Below are 15172 nucleotides of genomic sequence, written 5' to 3' on the forward strand. Positions count from 1 at the left end.
GACCCCATTTTGTGGCGGCAGCTACCGCCCGGGCCGTCCCGACAGGCCCTCTCAGGCCGTCGCAGCGTGTAAACTCCCCCCTTTTTGACTCTGGTGGTATGTTGCAAGCCCCCCAGCGCACAGGTTTAAGCGGCCCGACGCTCATTCGCTTGCTGACTCGCCTGACGGACGCGGAAGTCCAGCAGTCCAGGCAGTCGCTATCCGACCATCTGAGCCAATGGCTTGGCTGGACGGACGCGATCGCCCTGTCGGCGGCGTTGAATACTAGTCCGCCGGTCATTGCGCCCGGCGCCCGCCTGTTCAGCAGCGCCGAAGAACGCGAATGCGTGCGCGTGCGCACCACCCTGGCCGACGCGATCGCCAGCGACACGGCGGCCACGGCCGCCAAGCGCGTCGCCCCGGCGCGGGCGCCCGCCAAGAAACTGGCTGCCGCCCTGGCCGAGGACGAGTTCGATTATTCGAGTTTTCGCCAGCGGTATCTGTCGTTGCAGCACACGATGGAGACCAGCATCGGCAATCTGCGCAGCCGGCTGCGCGGAATGGTCGCGGCGCGCAATGGCGAATGGACGCGCCTGGCCGTGGTGGACGCGATCATGGACCGCGCGTTGCTGCCCAAGGAGCGGGCCCTGCTAGGCGCGATTCCGAAGTTGCTGCAGACGCACTTCGACCGGCTGCGCAAGGCCGAGGAAGCGGCGCAGGCGGCAGCCCAAGCCCAGGAGGCGGACGAGGCGCCGGCCGAAGCCGGGTCTGCCGCGCCGCAAGGCGCCGACGCAGACGCGGCGGGCGATGCAGCCAAGCCCGCCCCTGAGGCCGCGCCGGCCCGCGAGACGCAGCCGGCGGCCGCGGTTACCCCCGGCGCCTGGCTGGACACGTTCCGCGCCGACATGCGCGCCGTGCTGCTGGCCGAATTGGATGTTCGTTTACAACCGGTCGAAGGGCTGCTCGCCGCCCTTCGCACCAGCTAATTAGGACACTATGTCCAAGAATCTGATCAATATCGTGGTTTTTCTGGCCGGACTGGCCGTTGTGGGCTGGATCGGTGCGGGTTACGCGGGCACGAACCCGCTGGCGCTGGCCGTGACGCTGCTGATCGGTGTCTGTTATCTGGCTGGCGCGCTTGAGCTGCTGCGCTACCAGCAGGCAACATCCGCGCTCACGCGCGCCGTGTCGGACCTGAAGGAAGCGCCGGGCAGCCTAGGCGCCTGGCTGGACAAGCTGCCGGCTGGTCTGCGCAACGCGGCGCGCCTGCGCATCGAAGGCGAGCGCGTGGGCCTGCCCGGTCCGTCGCTGGCGCCCTACCTCGTCGGCCTGCTGGTCCTATTGGGCATGCTGGGCACGTTCCTGGGCATGGTCGTGACGCTGCGCGGCACCGGCCTCGCCCTTGAAAGCTCCACCGATCTGGCCGCGATCCGCGCGTCGCTGGCCGCGCCCGTCAAGGGGCTGGGCTTTGCATTCGGCACCTCGATTGCCGGCGTGGCCGCGTCCGCCATGCTGGGCCTTTTGGCCGCGCTGTGCCGCCGCGACCGCGTCCACGCGGCGCAACTGCTGGACACCAAGGCGGCCACCACGCTGCGCGTGTACTCGCAAAGCTACCAGCGCGAAGAATCGTTCAAGCTGCTCCAGCGCCAGGCCGAGGTCATGCAACGCCAGGCCGAAGCCATGCCCGCCATTGTCGGGCAGCTTGAATCCATGATGAAGAGCATGGAGCAGCAGAATCAGGCGTTAAATGAACGCCAGATCGCCAGCCAGACCGCCTTCCAGGGCAAGGCCGAAGCCGCCTACGCTCGCCTCGCGTCCGTGATGGAACAGTCCATGAAGGACAGCGTCGCGCAAAGCGCCCGCTCCGCCGGCGAGGCCCTGCAGCCCGTCGTGCAAGCCACCATGGACAGCTTGTCCCGCGAGACCGCCACGCTGCAGGACACCGTCTCGCAGGCCGTCCGCCAGCAACTGGAAGGCCTGACCGCCGGCCTGCAAGCCGCGACGACCGACGTTGCCGGCATCTGGAGCCAGGCGGTGGCCGGCCAGCAGCGCGCCAGCGAGGCCATGGCCGAAGACCTGCGCGCCTCGCTCGACCGCTTCGCCCACACCTTCGAAGAGCGCTCCGCCAATCTGCTGGACAGCGTGTCGACGCGCCTGGAGGCGTCGTCCGGCAATATGTCGCAAGCCTGGACCGACGCGCTGTCGCGCCAGCAGCAAGCCGGCGAAAAGCTGGCCGGCGACAACCTGCAGGCGCTCACCGCCGCGGCAGCCAGCTTCGAACAGCATTCCGCGTCGCTGCTGCGCACCCTGAACGCCTCGCACGCCGCGCTGCAAACCGATCTTGCCTCGCGCGATCAGCAACGTCTGGCCGCCTGGACCGAAACGCTGGGCGCGATGGGCGCCACGCTGCGCCAGGAATGGGAACAGTCCGGCGCGCAGGCTGCCGCCCGCCAGCAGGACATCAACGACACCTTGGCGCAGACCGTGCGCGACGTCTCCGAACAGGCTGCGGCGCAAGCGGCGCTGCTGGCAGGCGTGTCGGCCCGCATGGAGGCTGCCGCCAACGGCGTGGCGGACCAATGGACCCGCGCCCTCGCCCGCCAGGAAGAATCCAGCGGCAAGCTGGCCGCCGGCAACCAGGCCGCACTCGAAGCCGCCACCGCGGCTTTCGAGCAGCATGCTACATCGCTGCTGCGCACGCTGGACCAGTCGCACACCGAACTGCAGGCCGCGCTGGCCGCGCGCGACGAAGACCGCCTTGCCGCCTGGAGCAACACGCTGGGCGCCATGACCGCCAAGCTGGGCCAGGAATGGGAACAGGCCGGCGCGAACACCGTGGCCCGCCAGCAGGAAATCAACGACGCGCTCGCCGAGACCGCGCGCGGCATCGCCGGCCAGACCGACGCGCAGGCCCGCTTGCTGCAGGACGTGTCCTCGCGTCTGGAAACGGCGGCCGGCAGCGTCACGCAAGCCTGGCTGCACGCGCAGACCCAACAGGAAGACCTGGGCAAGCAACTGGCCGCCGACAACCAGCGCGCGCTGGAAACCGCCGCGGCCACCTTCGGCCAGCATGCCGACGCGTTGCTGCGCACCCTGGACCAGTCGCACGCCGACCTGCAAACCGCGCTGGCTTCGCGCGATGAGGAACGTCTGGCTGCCTGGACCGGCTCGCTGATGGCGATGTCCGCCAAGCTGGGCGAGGAATGGGAACAGGCCGGCACGCAAGCCGCTCTGCGCCAGCTCGAAATCAGCGACGCGCTCACCCAGACCGCCCGCGACATCTCGGCCCAGACGCAGCAACAGGCCGCCCTGCTGGAAAGCGTATCCACGCGTCTGGAAACGGCCGCGGGCGGCGTCACGCAGGCCTGGATCGACGCCCAGGCGCGTCAAGAAGCAACCGGCCAGCGACTTGCCAGCGACAATCGCCAGGCGCTGGAAGCCGCGTCCGCCGCCTTCGGCACGCAAGCCGCCGAACTGCTGCAGACGCTGGAACAATCGCACACCGCCCTGCAAACGGCGCTGGCGGCCAACGACGAGGAACGCCTTGCCGCCTGGACCGCCAAGCTGGCGGCCATGGCCGATGCGCTGCGAACCGAATGGCAGCAGGCAGGCGCGCACACCGCCGGCCTGCAGCAGGAAATCTGCGACACCCTGAGCCTCACCGCGCAGGACATCACCGCGCAGACGCAGGCCCATGCCAGCGAGACCATCGCCGAGATCGGCCGTCTGGTTCAAGCGGCCTCCGAGGCGCCCCGCGCCGCCGCAGAGGTCATCGGCGAACTGCGCCAGAAGCTCTCGGACACCATGGTCCGCGACAACGACATGCTGCAGGAACGCAACCGCCTGCTGGAAACGCTGAGCACGCTGCTGGACGCCGTCAACCACACCGCCGCCGAGCAGCGCACGGCCGTGGACGCGCTGGTCGCGTCGTCGGCCGACATGCTGGAGCGCGTGGGCGCGCAGTTCACCGCGCAGGTCGAGTCCGAAACCGGCAAGCTGTCCGACGTGGCGTCGCTGGTCACCAGCGGCGCCGTCGAAGTCGCCAGCCTGGGCGAATCCTTCGGCGCGGCGGTGCAGGCCTTCGGCGAATCGAACGACAAGCTCACCGCGCATCTGCAACGCATCGAGGCCGCGCTGGACAAATCCATCGCGCGCGGCGACGAGCAGCTTTCCTACTACGTGGCGCAGGCCCGTGAAGTCGTCGACCTGAGCCTGATGTCGCAGAAGCAGATCATCGAAAACCTGCAACAGCTGGCCACCCAGCGCGCCACCGCCGGAGCGGAAACGGCATGAGCGAGGATATCGACGGCGGCGTGGAAGCAACGGCGCCCGCCTGGGCCGTCTTCGGCGATCTGATGTCCGTGCTGCTGGGCGCCTTCGTCCTCATCCTGGTCAGCGTCGTCGCGGTGCAGTTGCAGCTGTCGACGCGGCTGGAAGAAGAGGTCAAGCAGCGCCAGGAAGAAACCCACCGCCGCGAGACGTTGGAGCAGGCGCTGGCGGGCCCCCTGGCCGCCGGCCGGGTAACGCTTATCAACGGCCGTATCGGCATCAGCGGCAGCGTGCTCTTCGCGCTGAACTCCGACCAGCTCCAGCCCGAGGGCCGCGAAATCCTGAAAAGCCTGATCGAGCCGCTGTCCGCCTACCTGAATACCCACAACGAAATCCTGATGGTCAGCGGGTTCACCGACGACCAGCAGGTGCGCGAAGGCAATCGCCGCTTCGCGGACAACTGGGACCTTTCCGCCCAGCGCGCGCTCACCGTGACCCGCGCCCTGATCGACGAAGGCGTGCCGTCCTCCACGGTGTTTGCCGCCGCGTTTGGCGCCGAGCAACCCGTGGCGTCGAACGCCGACGAGGAAGGCCGCGCCAAGAACCGCCGCGTGGAAATCACGCCCATCCCCAAGCCATCCAACGACACGGGTAAGCCCGGTGAGCAGTGACGGCAGCCGCGCAGAGGTGATGAACGCGCGCGCGGTGCTGGACGCCTGGCGCGCCAGCGGCGCGGACCGCGTGAACCCGCTGCGCTTTCACCTGATCGACGCGCTCGACCGCCGCGCGGCCGCGTACGAGGGCGCGGCGCGTCAGCGGCTGGACGAGCGGGTCGCTGGTCTGATCGCGGCGTACGAGGGGGAGTTGAAGGGCGCGGAGAATGCGGCTGCAGTTGCAGGGGCTGAGGCTGATGCAGATGCCCCGCAAGACGCCTTGTCGGGCGGGTCGCTGGCCGAGCTGATCGCTTATCTGGGCAATCCCCGTGGCAATTCCCTGGCCGCCGGTAGCCCTGCCCAAGACGCCCTGCCGGGCGAAACCTCCCACGATTCCCGTGACCCGCTAGGCCTGCGCGCCGCCTACCCCGAACTGCCGTTGCTCGACGAATTCCGGGCGCTCTGGTCGCGCTTCAGCGCCGACCGCCAGGTGCGCCAGTCGCAGGAACAGGTCCACAAGAACGCCGGCCCGCTCAATTCCAATCAGCTTGTGCACCGCGCGCTATCCCTGATGCGCGAAATGTCGCCCGGCTATCTGCAGCAGTTCCTGTCGTACACCGACGCGCTGATGTGGATGGAACAGATGACCGCCGCGGCCGCCCCCGCGCCCAAGGAAGCGCCGCGCGCTGGCGCCGCCAAGAAGTCCGCGCGCGCCAAGCCCAGGAAGGAGCCCAAAGAACCTAAGGAACCCAAGGAAGACAAAAAACCCGAGGAATCCGCCTGAGGGTGATTTGCACGCGGCGACGCCCCGCAGTACGATACGTTCCATATACAAAACATATACGGAACATCCACTATGGGTATCGTCAAGATTTCCGAGCAAATGCATGAGAACTTGCGCGTCGCCAGCGGCGCCCTCAGCCGCTCGATCAACTCCCAGGCCGAACACTGGATGCGCATCGGCATGCTCTCCGAGCTGTATCCCGAATTGCGCCACGCCGATATCTGCCAATTGCTGATTCGCATCGACCAGGCAGAAGGCTTCACCATCGCGTCCCTCTCGCAAGGGTTGCCGCAACCCGCGCAGCAGGAGGCCGCGTAAATGGCCAAGAAGGTTTCCATCAAATCGGCCGCCGACATCGAAATGGCCCGCAAGGCGGGCGCCATGGCGGCCGAAGTCCTGCACATGATCGGCGAACACGTCCGCCCGGGCGTCACGACGGATGAGCTTGACCGCGTCTGCCACGACTACATCGTCAACGTGCTCAAGGCCACGCCCGCCAACGTCGGCTACCACGGCTTTCCCAAGACCATCTGCGCGTCGGTCAACCACGTCATCTGCCACGGCATCCCGTCGGCCAAGGTGCTCAAGAACGGCGACATCCTGAACATCGACGTGGCCGTCATCAAGGACGGCTGGTTCGGAGACACCAGCCGCATGTACTACGTCGGCCAGCCCAGCCCGCTTGCGCGCCGCCTGGTCAACACTACGTACGAGGCCATGCGCGCCGGCATCATGGCCGTCAAGCCCGGCGCCACGCTGGGCGACATCGGCCACGCCATCCAGACCGTAGCGCACCGCGAGCACTTCAGCATCGTGCGCGAGTACTGCGGCCACGGCATCGGCCAGATCTATCACGACGACCCGCAGGTGCTGCACTACGGCCGCCCCGGCGAAGGCATGGTGCTGCAGCCCGGCATGATGTTCACGATCGAGCCCATGATCAACGCCGGCAAGCCCCAGACCAAGCAGCTTCCCGACGGCTGGACGGTCGTCACCAAGGACCGATCGCTGTCCGCGCAGTGGGAGCACATGGTCGTCGTCACCGAGACCGGCTACGACGTGCTGACCACCTGGCCCGACGGCTTCGGCGACTACCCGCCCATTCCCTGACAGGGACGCGTCCTAGCAAGGACCGGAGTGCAGGGCCGCAGGGGTACGATCATGATCGTGCCCTTGCTGTTTTTGCGGCGCCCGCCGTCTCGTCCATGCCCGCCCTGCCCTCCGCTTTCCGCCGACTTGCGGCGTCGAACCTCGCCGCGCAGTTCTCCGAGCAGATCGCGCTCGCCGCCGCGCCGCTGTATGCCGTGCTGGCCCTGGGCGCCACCGCTGCGCAAACCGGCTATCTGCAGACCGCGCAGACGTTGCCGTTCCTTTTGTTGTCCCTGCCCGCCGGCGTGCTGGCGGACCGGATGTCGCGCCGGTCACTGATGACCGCCGCCGAAACCGTGCGCGCGGCAAGCCTGATCGGCCTGCTGGCGCTGCTGTGGATGGGCGGTCTCAGCTTGCAATGGCTGGCCGCGCTGGGCTTCATCGGCGCGGTGGGCACCGTCGCCTACAACGTTGCGGCGCCTGCCCTCGTGCCCAAGCTGGTCCCGGTCACGGAACTGGCCAACGCCAACCGTTGGCTTGAGCTGGCGCGCAGCGCAGCCTTCTCCGCCGGCCCCGCCGCAGGCGGCGCGTTGGTCGGCTGGATGGGGGCTTCGACCGCCTATGTGCTCGCGACCACGCTGTCGCTCCTGGCCGCCGTGCTCCTGGCCGGCCTGCCGCAGGACACGCCCAAGCCCGCTCCGCGCCGCCATCCCATCTCGGAACTGCGCGAAGGCGCCGTCTTCGTCGCCACCCATCCCCTGCTGCGGCCGGTCCTATTGACCGCGCTCTTCTTCAACACCGCCTGGTTCGTCCTGCTGGCCGTCTACGTCGCCTACGCCGTCGACCGCCTGGGCTTGTCCGCGGCGGGCGTCGGCGTCACGCTGGGCGTTTACGGCGCGGGGATGCTGGCCGGCGCCCTCGCCGCCCCGTGGCTCGCCCGCCGCCTGCCGTTCGGCGCCGTGATCGGCGCGGGACCGCTGTCTGCCTTGCTGGCCAGCTTCATCCTGCTGTCGACGCTGGTCTTTCCGTCAGGCGCGTGGGCAGCGGTGGGATTCTTTTTCTTCGGCGCCGGGCCCATCCTGTGGACCATCACCACCACCACGCTTCGCCAATCGGTTACGCCCAATGCCCTGCTGGGACGGGTCTCGTCCGTCATCGTGACCGCGAATTTTGGCGCGCGGCCCATCGGCGCGCTGATCGGCGCGACGTTGGCGGCGCGGTTTGGCGTGGAGGCGTGTCTGTGGATGTCGACCGTCGGGTTTTTCATCCAGTTCGCCGTGCTATTCACGTCGCCGGTGCTGCGGCTGCAACGGCAGCCGGAGGTGGTGATGTCTTGAGTGGGACTACGCCAATTCCCGCAGCGCCGCCGTCATCAACGGTTTCCACGATTCAATATGCCGGGTGATCAACGCCGCGATGGCTTCAGTTTTCCGAGTCGCCGCAAGCTCGATCATTTCATAATGCTCGGAAACGGACGCGCGCTGCCGCTCTAAACCTTCGGGCGAGCTGATGCCATACAGCCGCATGTCTGCCCGCAACCCCATGATCATTCGCGTCAGCAACGGGTTCTCGGCGCGCGCGACCAACGCCTCATGAAACCGGCGGTCCGTTTCGATGTAGTCCGTCACGCTGCCTGACTTCACCGCAGCGGCGACGTCGTCGGCCAGCCGGACGAGCGGCTCCGTATCGGTCAACCCTTTCCGCGCGAGGGTGACCAGTGCCCCCACCTCGAGCATGATCCGAACGTCAAACTGATTTTCCAGGTCTTTGGGCGTGGCCGCTTCCACGCGAAACCCCCGATTGCGCAATGGGGAGACCAATCCCGTGCGGCTCAGCTCCAGCAACGCCTCGCGCACGGGGGTCGTGGACATGCCCATCTCGGTCGCCACCGCCGGCACGGAATAAATGGTGCCCGGCGCCGCTTCGCCCGACACGATGCGCGAGCGCAATTGCGCCAGCACCGTCTCTCTTAAATTGGTGACGCTTTCCATCGTGACTGCCCTCCGACAAATCGAACCGTCACTATATCAAATCGCTTGCGGTAGCGCGTGACGCGTTATATAAATGCGTCACGCGCTACCTAGCGCTCGCCCGGGGCCGAGGCAAATTGGCCCATTGGAGACATCGATGGATGAACCTTTGACGCGCCACGTCTGCCTTGGCTGTGGCTTTCTGTATGACGAAGCCCTGGGGCTGCCCGAACACGGCATTCCTCCCGGAACCCGATGGGCCGACATCCCCCACGATTGGGTCTGCCCCGATTGCGGCACCCCCAAGAGCCGTTTCGAAATGGTCGAACTCCCGTACGCCAGCGCCGACGTCGCCGCGCACGCCCTCGTCTGAACGCCTGCCGAGAACTCATCATGAACAATGACTTTGTGCTGCGCGCACACGACCGCGGCTTTGAAAAATTCCTGTCGACGGGCGAAGCGTCTAGCTATATCGCCGGCCACCCCGAAGGCATGGTGACCCGCCATTCCAGCTTCAACTTTGGCGCCTACCAAAGCGGCGTTCCCGGATTCGGCCGGATCCGCGTCTTTGGCGAAGAAGTATTCAGCGGCACCGGCAGCGGCTACAACATGCACCGCCATCATGACTTCATCATTTGCGCATTCGTCCTGGCGGGCACGCTGACGCACGTGAACACGGTGGGCAATATCGACCAGCTCGGACCGAACGACTTCTACGCGTTCTCTGCCGGCTCTGGCGGCAAGCATTCCGAATTGAATCTGGCCAGCACCGATATGCAAGTGCTGTACCTCTGGGTCCTGCCCGACCGCCTGCTGACGCCGCCTTCCTATACGCGCAGTCATTTCGATGCGAGCACGCGCCGCAATCAGCTTACGCAACTGGTGGGCAATGCCGATGGCGCACTACGGATCAGCCAGGACGTGTCCGTTTCAAGGTTGGTGGCGGATCAGGCAATGCATCTGCAATACAAGCCCAAATCGAACCGTCATGGCGTGTATGTGTTCATGCTGGATGGAGAAGCCAGCGTCGACGACATCACCCTGGCGCGCCGCGATAGCCGAGGCGTTTGGGGAGACCGCCCCGTCACGATTCAGACGGACGGTGAAGGCGCCGACCTCCTCATTATTGAAACCATCCAATAGCGCCGCCCCGGATCAACCTGCGTTGCAAGCGGCGCCGGTATTGCCCGCGCCGCTTGCCGCCGGGTGAAGGGAAAGGCAAGGAGAATGTCATGCCAGTGATTCAGTTGTATTACGCAAAGGGGATGCTCGACCCCGTCAGCAAGAACGAAATGGGCAAGCGGCTGACGGAAGTGCTGTTGACGATGGAAGGCGGCGCCCGCACCCCGGGCGGTTTGGCTTTCGCATCCGTGCTGTTCACCGAAGTTCCCGCCGAAGACTGGTGGGTCGGCGGTAAGATCGACGACACGCCCATCCGCACCCACGGCCGCCTGCTCGCCCGCGTCAGCATTCCTGAAGGCTACATGAGCCAGCAGCACAAGTCCGAGGTCCACGCGTCAGTGCACGCAGCCATGATGGAAAGCCTGGGCGCCACGCGCGAAGACGGCAGCGGCGCATTGGTCATCATCGAGGAAGTTTCGGAAGGCAACTGGGGCGCGGGCGGACACACCATCAGCCTCGCCGCCATCGCAAACACCGTCGGGCTCGCCAAGGACGGCGAGCGTTTCAAGTGGGTCGAAGCCTACTTCCAGGCCAAGGCCAGACAATATGCAGCGTCGCTTTATCCGCCGGGCACCGGCGGCCTGCTGCCGGCACTGTCCGCCGCGCCCGCGACGCAGGGAGAATGACGATGGCCTTCGAGTTCATTCGTTCCACCAAACAGGAATCGCCCATCCTGATCCCGCAGATCGGCCTGACGCTGCGTGTGCGCGTCCCGCCGGAATCCACCAACGGCGAACTCACCAGCATCGAAACCGAAAACGCGCCGGGCTTTGGCCCGCCACTGCACCGGCACCGGGAAACCGAGGTGTTTTACGTGCTGGAAGGCCGATATCTCTTTGAAGTCGACGGCAAACGGTTCACGGCCGGTGAGGGCGACGTCGTCAGCGTGCCCGGAGGCGCGGCGCATGCATTCGTCAACATCACCGACCGGCCGGCGCGGCAGTTCATCCAGATACTGCCGGGCATGGACGCGAAGGCTTTCTTTCTGGGGTTGGGCGAGGTCATGCGCGAGGGAAAACTCGATCACGACGCGTTGAACGCGTTCGGGCAGAAGTGGCATGTGGAGTTTCTTGGACCGCCGCTGCACGCGGAGCAAGCGGGCGTTTGAGGACTGACGCCGCTTGGAGCCTTTGGGTCTCGTTCAAGCCAGTGCGGAACCCAGGCCCCATTTTTGCTGTCCCTGTTGTACAGCGCCGGCAGCGGGCCGGCGCCATAACAGGAGTCACTTGAATGACACGATCCCAACATCTCCGCCTGGGCGCGCTGTGCGCCGGCGTCGCACTCGCCGGCAGCGTCATGGCAGCGGGCGCCCCCAAGGTGCCCGACTATGGTCCGAACCTGGAGCGGTTTGAGTATCCACACGAGGTCAAACGGTTCACGCTCGACACGCAAGGCCAGAAGCTCTCGATGGCCTACATGGACGTGGCCGCCGCCAAGCCCAACGGCAAGACTGTCGTGCTCATGCACGGCAAGAACTTCTGCGGCGCCACCTGGGACGCCAGCATCGCCGCCCTGAGTCAAGCCGGATACCGCGTCGTCGTGCCCGACCAGATCGGCTTCTGCAAATCCGACAAACCGCAGGCCTACCAGTTTTCGTTTCACCAACTGGCCGCCAACACGCACGCCCTGCTCGATCATTTGAAAGTCGACCGCGCCAGCATCGTGGGCCACTCCATGGGCGGCATGCTCGCCGCTCGGTACGCGCTGATGTACGGCCCGCAAACCGATGCCCTGGTGCTCGTCAACCCCATCGGCCTCGAAGACTGGAAACAGAAAGGCGTACCCTACCGCAGCATCGACGAGTGGTATCAGCGCGAGCTCAAGGCCAACTTCGAGGGCATGAAGAAGTACCAGCTCGGCACCTACTACGCCGGCCAATGGCGCGACGACTACGACAAGTGGGTCCTCATGGCCGCCGGCATGCTGCAAGGCGAAGGCCGCGAACGCGTTGCGTGGAATCAGGCGCTGACCTACGACATGCTCTACACGCAGCCCGTCGTGCACGAGTTTGGTCAGATCGCCGTGCCCACCACGCTGCTCATCGGCGAAAAGGACAATACCGCCCCCGGCAAGGACGCCGCGGCGCCCGAGGTGGCAAAACAGCTCGGCAATTATCCAGAGCTGGGCCCGAAGGCGACCAATGCCATCCCAAATGCAAAGCTTGTCACCTGGCCTGAGCTTGGCCACTCCCCGCAGGTGCAGGATCCGAAGCGTTTCAATGAAGCGTTGCTGAGAGCGCTGCCGGCGGCGAAGGGTTAAGGCACGTGTTGCTGACGAACGCCGCCACCCGCGAGACCACATCGCCGCACCCACGGCCCATGGTGACCACGTGACGGCGATCTGTCAGCAACTGCAGCTGCACATTCGTATTGCGCGCCCCCTTCACAATCTTGAACGCGTTGGATACCGGCGCAACGTCATCATGCCGTGCATGAACGACAAGGCAGGGAGCCCGCAGCGTGTCCATGCGGCGCGATACCGAGGCCGCCAGTTTACGCATCTCGGAAAGCGACCACCAGGGGATGCCCGGCAAGCCCGCCACGCGCTCCGGCCGCTGAGGCGCCCGATGCCGGCCTATGCCGAGCGACCTCGAGATTAGCAGCCGTAAGGCCACCCTCACCCGTTGCGGAACCGTCCGGCCGTCATGACGGAACACGGGAGACAGCGCCAGAACACCGGCCACGTGGAACGGTCGTTCCTGCGCCAGCGCGAGCGCCAGCACGGCCCCCGTGGAAACGCCGCCGATGACCACGCGATCAACCCGGCACGCCAGCACGTCCGCGCCACGCCGAGCGCTGGACAACCAATCCAGCCAGCCTGCGCCCGCCAGATCCTGCAGCGAGCCGCAGTGTCCCGCCAGCTTGACGGCGAGCACCGTGTAGCCGTGACGATTCAGGCCGCGCGCCAGCTCGTGCAGCTCGCTTGGCATGCCACCCAGGCGGTGAATCAGGAGGATGCCCGTACGGCCGGGCTCGCCATTACCAACAAGAAAATGCTCGCCAGCCGCCACCTTGCACACCGCGTCGATCGTGTTCATGCCGGCGCCTCCCCGCGCTGGCGGCCTTCAGGCGGCAAGCTGGCGCCCATGGCCCGGCGATACGCCTCGAGCGTGCGTAGCATCTTTTCTCCCAGACGCAGATGCGTATCCGCAAACGCCCGCGCGTTGGCGACGATGGTCTGGGTATGCCATGGCCGGCATCGGATTTGCATGATGCAGTCGGCATAGCCCGCAATGTCACCAGGCGCGGCCAGCCATCCCGTCCGGCCGGGCACGACGATTTCCGGCAAGCCGCCCACATTGCTGGCAACGACAGGCCGGGCCACTGCGAACGACTCGGGCACGATACGCGACCACGCTTCCGTCGCCGATGGCACCAGCACCACGTCTGCCGCACGGATCATGTCGCGTACATCGCTGCGGTGACCCGTAAACACCACATATTCCGCAATACCCAGATCCACTGCCAGGCGGTACAGCGCATAGGCGTAGGGTTGGGTGCGTGCGGTCGCCGTGCCCACGACTAGGGCCACCGCCGGCACCCCTCTGATGCGCAGGCGTTGCACCACGTGAAGCAGATCAGCCTGGCCTTTTTCTGGCCGCAGCATCCCGACGGTGGCGACGACGAAAGCGGCTCTGGGCGCAGGAACCCCCAGGGCGCGACGGATGTGCAGGCTTGCATCGGGTGCGTCATCGGGCCGGAAGAACTCATCCCCGGCCCACTCCCCGACTACGCTGATCCGGTCTTCCGGGGCCAGCCCGGCCGCCAGCAGCTCCTCTTTGCCGACGTCGCTCGTTGCAATGACGTGATCGCAGCCGATCGCCCATTCCAGCCGGCGGCGCAGCGATGAGCGCATGGGTTTGGCGAAATGACGCGTCCGTACGACGGCGCACAGGTCCCGGCAAAGCGCGGCCGTCTTTGCGTCGGCCCGGCTATGGCAATCGATGACCTCGATGCGCAAGGTCCGGATGGCTCGGCGCAGCGCCAGGACGGTCCGGGGCGAATACGCGGGATTGAAATCCATGTCCACGGTCGTCAGCTTGCGCTCGCGCGCGGCCTGGCTGACGGCGCTGTCCGAGGGCGAGGCGATGGCCACTTCGTAGCCACGGTCGTGCAGCCAGCTTGCCTGCTCCAGCGTGCGGAACTCCAGGCCGCCGAGGCTGCGCTCAGCCAGCGTATGCAGAATGCGCATGATGCTCCAGTACATCGAGACAGGCCGTCAGCACCTCGCCGGGCGTGATCGAATTGATGCCGTTTTGCGGGTGTCGCGGAACCACGAAAGCCGACCCGCGCCGGCGCCAGAACCACTCGGGATTCGCCTCGTTGAAAATTCCGACATAGGGCACGCAGGCGCCTTGCGCGATATGCGACGGGCCGCAGTCATTGGCAACCACGAGGCGCGCGCGCAGCACGACGGCGCTCAATTCCGAAATCGGCCGGCAATAAGCAATGGAAAAGTCGGGCCGCTGCATCGCCTGCAAGGCATCGCGCTCCACCGTTTCCTGCTGCCCCAGCACAAACAGAAAGCGGGTGCCGGCGCCCATCAGCGGCTTCAGCCTGTCGGCCAGCCTCACGTAGTTGGAAAGGTTCCACCGCTTGAAAGCGCCCGCGCCGCCCCCGGGAATCATCACCACATCGGCGCCCTGCGCCGTGCGCAGGTGCGGCCGCGCGACGGCATGGAAACACGCCCGAGCCGCGACTTCGAGGTCGAACGGCCGATACGCGGCCAACACACGCAGATTGGCCTGGCCGATGTACTCGGAAACGTCCTTGCGGTGGCAATGCGTCCAGGCCAGGTCGCTGATCCGGGCGTTGCGAAACCCCAGCCGGATCGACGGAGGGCGCAGCAGATTGACCACGCCGAAGCGTTCGCTGCTGTGATGCAGGCTCACTGACATGCGCGTCTCTTTCCGCAGGCTGCGCAGGTAATCGAAGAACGTAGCCGCGCGCACGAACTCATCGACCCAGGGCAACGCCCGGTAGAAGGCGCCCACATCGTCACGCGCAACCACCCTGACCCGGCGCGACGGCCACCATGTCTTGAGCTGATACAGCGTCGGCATCGCGACGATCTGGTCGCCGAGCTGCGGCTGGCTTCTGACATACACAACGATTTCCGACACCTGCGGCCTCCATGCTTATCGCGCGGCCGGTCGGCCGCTTGCGGGCAATGTATCGGCAGGCGGCCGGCAGAATTCCGGCGTCCTTTGAACAATTGTGAAGAAGCTTGCACTGACCTTTGAACAA

16 protein-coding genes are annotated in these 15172 nt (G+C 66.2%); 12 read left to right on the top strand and 4 right to left on the bottom strand.

Features of this window, described 5'->3' with window-relative positions; all coding sequences use genetic code 11:
- The first annotated feature begins 98 nt into the window (after window positions 1–98).
- The 7 genes from ASD71_RS08145 (at window position 99) to ASD71_RS08175 (ending at window position 8111) form a co-directional block, all read left to right on the top strand.
- Entirely contained in the window at window positions 99–965 is an 867-nt protein-coding gene (locus ASD71_RS08145) for a DUF3348 domain-containing protein (RefSeq protein ID WP_056561841.1), read from the top strand.
- A 10-nt stretch (window positions 966–975) separates the two neighbouring features.
- Window positions 976–4272, top strand: a complete 3297-nt coding sequence (locus tag ASD71_RS08150) for a DUF802 domain-containing protein (protein WP_056561842.1) — start codon at window positions 976–978, stop codon at window positions 4270–4272.
- Window positions 4269–4919, top strand: a complete 651-nt coding sequence (locus ASD71_RS08155) for an OmpA family protein (protein WP_056561849.1) — start codon at window positions 4269–4271, stop codon at window positions 4917–4919. Before ASD71_RS08150 ends, ASD71_RS08155 begins: the two co-directional genes overlap by 4 nt.
- A gap of 19 nt (window positions 4920–4938) precedes the next feature.
- Window positions 4939–5685, top strand: coding sequence for a DUF2894 domain-containing protein (locus ASD71_RS08160; protein ID WP_200949370.1), 747 nt, complete (start codon window positions 4939–4941; stop codon window positions 5683–5685).
- 72 nt (window positions 5686–5757) lie between these two features.
- Window positions 5758–6003, top strand: coding sequence for a ParD-like family protein (locus tag ASD71_RS08165; protein ID WP_056318213.1), 246 nt, complete (start codon window positions 5758–5760; stop codon window positions 6001–6003).
- Entirely contained in the window at window positions 6004–6795 is a 792-nt protein-coding gene (gene map, locus ASD71_RS08170) for a type I methionyl aminopeptidase (protein ID WP_056561851.1), read from the top strand. It abuts the gene before it with no gap.
- Window positions 6796–6890: 95 nt separating this feature from the next.
- Window positions 6891–8111, top strand: coding sequence for an MFS transporter (locus ASD71_RS08175; protein ID WP_056561856.1), 1221 nt, complete (start codon window positions 6891–6893; stop codon window positions 8109–8111).
- 6 nt (window positions 8112–8117) lie between these two features.
- On the opposite strand, the gene ASD71_RS08180 is transcribed toward ASD71_RS08175, so the two are convergent.
- On the bottom strand, window positions 8118–8765 hold the full coding sequence (locus ASD71_RS08180; RefSeq protein ID WP_056561858.1) for a GntR family transcriptional regulator: 648 nt from the start codon (window positions 8763–8765) through the stop codon (window positions 8118–8120).
- A 136-nt stretch (window positions 8766–8901) separates the two neighbouring features.
- Here ASD71_RS08180 and ASD71_RS08185 point away from each other — a divergent pair, with 136 nt between their 5' ends.
- From ASD71_RS08185 to ASD71_RS08205, 5 genes are all read left to right on the top strand, one after another.
- Complete coding sequence (locus tag ASD71_RS08185) at window positions 8902–9117, top strand: rubredoxin (RefSeq protein WP_056561860.1); 216 nt, start codon at window positions 8902–8904, stop codon at window positions 9115–9117.
- Between the two features lie 20 nt (window positions 9118–9137).
- The gene (locus ASD71_RS08190) at window positions 9138–9887 is read left to right on the top strand and encodes a pirin family protein (RefSeq protein ID WP_056561863.1); all 750 of its coding nucleotides are present in this window, start codon (window positions 9138–9140) and stop codon (window positions 9885–9887) included.
- An 89-nt stretch (window positions 9888–9976) separates the two neighbouring features.
- A complete protein-coding gene (locus tag ASD71_RS08195; protein ID WP_056561864.1) occupies window positions 9977–10552 on the top strand; it encodes a tautomerase family protein in 576 nt (191 codons plus the stop codon).
- A gap of 2 nt (window positions 10553–10554) precedes the next feature.
- Window positions 10555–11034, top strand: a complete 480-nt coding sequence (locus tag ASD71_RS08200; RefSeq protein ID WP_056561866.1) for a cupin domain-containing protein — start codon at window positions 10555–10557, stop codon at window positions 11032–11034.
- Window positions 11035–11156: 122 nt separating this feature from the next.
- A complete protein-coding gene (locus ASD71_RS08205) occupies window positions 11157–12185 on the top strand; it encodes an alpha/beta fold hydrolase (protein WP_056561868.1) in 1029 nt (342 codons plus the stop codon).
- Here ASD71_RS08205 and ASD71_RS08210 read toward each other — a convergent pair.
- Genes ASD71_RS08210 through ASD71_RS08220 form a run of 3 tightly spaced genes read right to left on the bottom strand, consistent with a single transcriptional unit; the run spans window position 12142 to window position 15048 of the window.
- A complete protein-coding gene (locus ASD71_RS08210) occupies window positions 12142–12963 on the bottom strand; it encodes a carboxylesterase (RefSeq protein WP_056561869.1) in 822 nt (273 codons plus the stop codon). The two genes, ASD71_RS08205 and ASD71_RS08210, sit on opposite strands and share 44 nt — an antisense overlap.
- Window positions 12960–14117, bottom strand: a complete 1158-nt coding sequence (locus ASD71_RS08215; RefSeq protein WP_056561870.1) for a glycosyltransferase family 4 protein — start codon at window positions 14115–14117, stop codon at window positions 12960–12962. Before ASD71_RS08215 ends, ASD71_RS08210 begins: the two co-directional genes overlap by 4 nt.
- On the bottom strand, window positions 14092–15048 hold the full coding sequence (locus tag ASD71_RS08220) for a glycosyltransferase family 9 protein (RefSeq protein ID WP_056561871.1): 957 nt from the start codon (window positions 15046–15048) through the stop codon (window positions 14092–14094). Before ASD71_RS08220 ends, ASD71_RS08215 begins: the two co-directional genes overlap by 26 nt.
- Between the last annotated feature and the right edge of the window lie 124 nt (window positions 15049–15172).

The sequence above is a fragment of the Achromobacter sp. Root565 genome, assembly GCF_001427425.1.
Classification (GTDB): domain Bacteria; phylum Pseudomonadota; class Gammaproteobacteria; order Burkholderiales; family Burkholderiaceae_B; genus Achromobacter; species Achromobacter spanius_D.

Excerpts from the sequence above, each read along its gene's own strand:
- ASD71_RS08145 (WP_056561841.1), top strand. The coding sequence starts at position 99 with ATGTTGCAAGCCCCCCAGCGCACAGGTTTAAGCGGCCCGACGCTCATT.
- ASD71_RS08150 (WP_056561842.1), top strand. The coding sequence starts at position 976 with ATGTCCAAGAATCTGATCAATATCGTGGTTTTTCTGGCCGGACTGGCC.
- ASD71_RS08155 (WP_056561849.1), top strand. The coding sequence starts at position 4,269 with ATGAGCGAGGATATCGACGGCGGCGTGGAAGCAACGGCGCCCGCCTGG.
- ASD71_RS08160 (WP_200949370.1), top strand. The coding sequence starts at position 4,939 with ATGAACGCGCGCGCGGTGCTGGACGCCTGGCGCGCCAGCGGCGCGGAC.
- ASD71_RS08165 (WP_056318213.1), top strand. The coding sequence starts at position 5,758 with ATGGGTATCGTCAAGATTTCCGAGCAAATGCATGAGAACTTGCGCGTC.
- map (WP_056561851.1), top strand. The coding sequence starts at position 6,004 with ATGGCCAAGAAGGTTTCCATCAAATCGGCCGCCGACATCGAAATGGCC.
- ASD71_RS08175 (WP_056561856.1), top strand. The coding sequence starts at position 6,891 with ATGCCCGCCCTGCCCTCCGCTTTCCGCCGACTTGCGGCGTCGAACCTC.
- ASD71_RS08180 (WP_056561858.1), bottom strand. The coding sequence starts at position 8,765 with ATGGAAAGCGTCACCAATTTAAGAGAGACGGTGCTGGCGCAATTGCGC.
- ASD71_RS08185 (WP_056561860.1), top strand. The coding sequence starts at position 8,902 with ATGGATGAACCTTTGACGCGCCACGTCTGCCTTGGCTGTGGCTTTCTG.
- ASD71_RS08190 (WP_056561863.1), top strand. The coding sequence starts at position 9,138 with ATGAACAATGACTTTGTGCTGCGCGCACACGACCGCGGCTTTGAAAAA.
- ASD71_RS08195 (WP_056561864.1), top strand. The coding sequence starts at position 9,977 with ATGCCAGTGATTCAGTTGTATTACGCAAAGGGGATGCTCGACCCCGTC.
- ASD71_RS08200 (WP_056561866.1), top strand. The coding sequence starts at position 10,555 with ATGGCCTTCGAGTTCATTCGTTCCACCAAACAGGAATCGCCCATCCTG.
- ASD71_RS08205 (WP_056561868.1), top strand. The coding sequence starts at position 11,157 with ATGACACGATCCCAACATCTCCGCCTGGGCGCGCTGTGCGCCGGCGTC.
- ASD71_RS08210 (WP_056561869.1), bottom strand. The coding sequence starts at position 12,963 with ATGAACACGATCGACGCGGTGTGCAAGGTGGCGGCTGGCGAGCATTTT.
- ASD71_RS08215 (WP_056561870.1), bottom strand. The coding sequence starts at position 14,117 with ATGCGCATTCTGCATACGCTGGCTGAGCGCAGCCTCGGCGGCCTGGAG.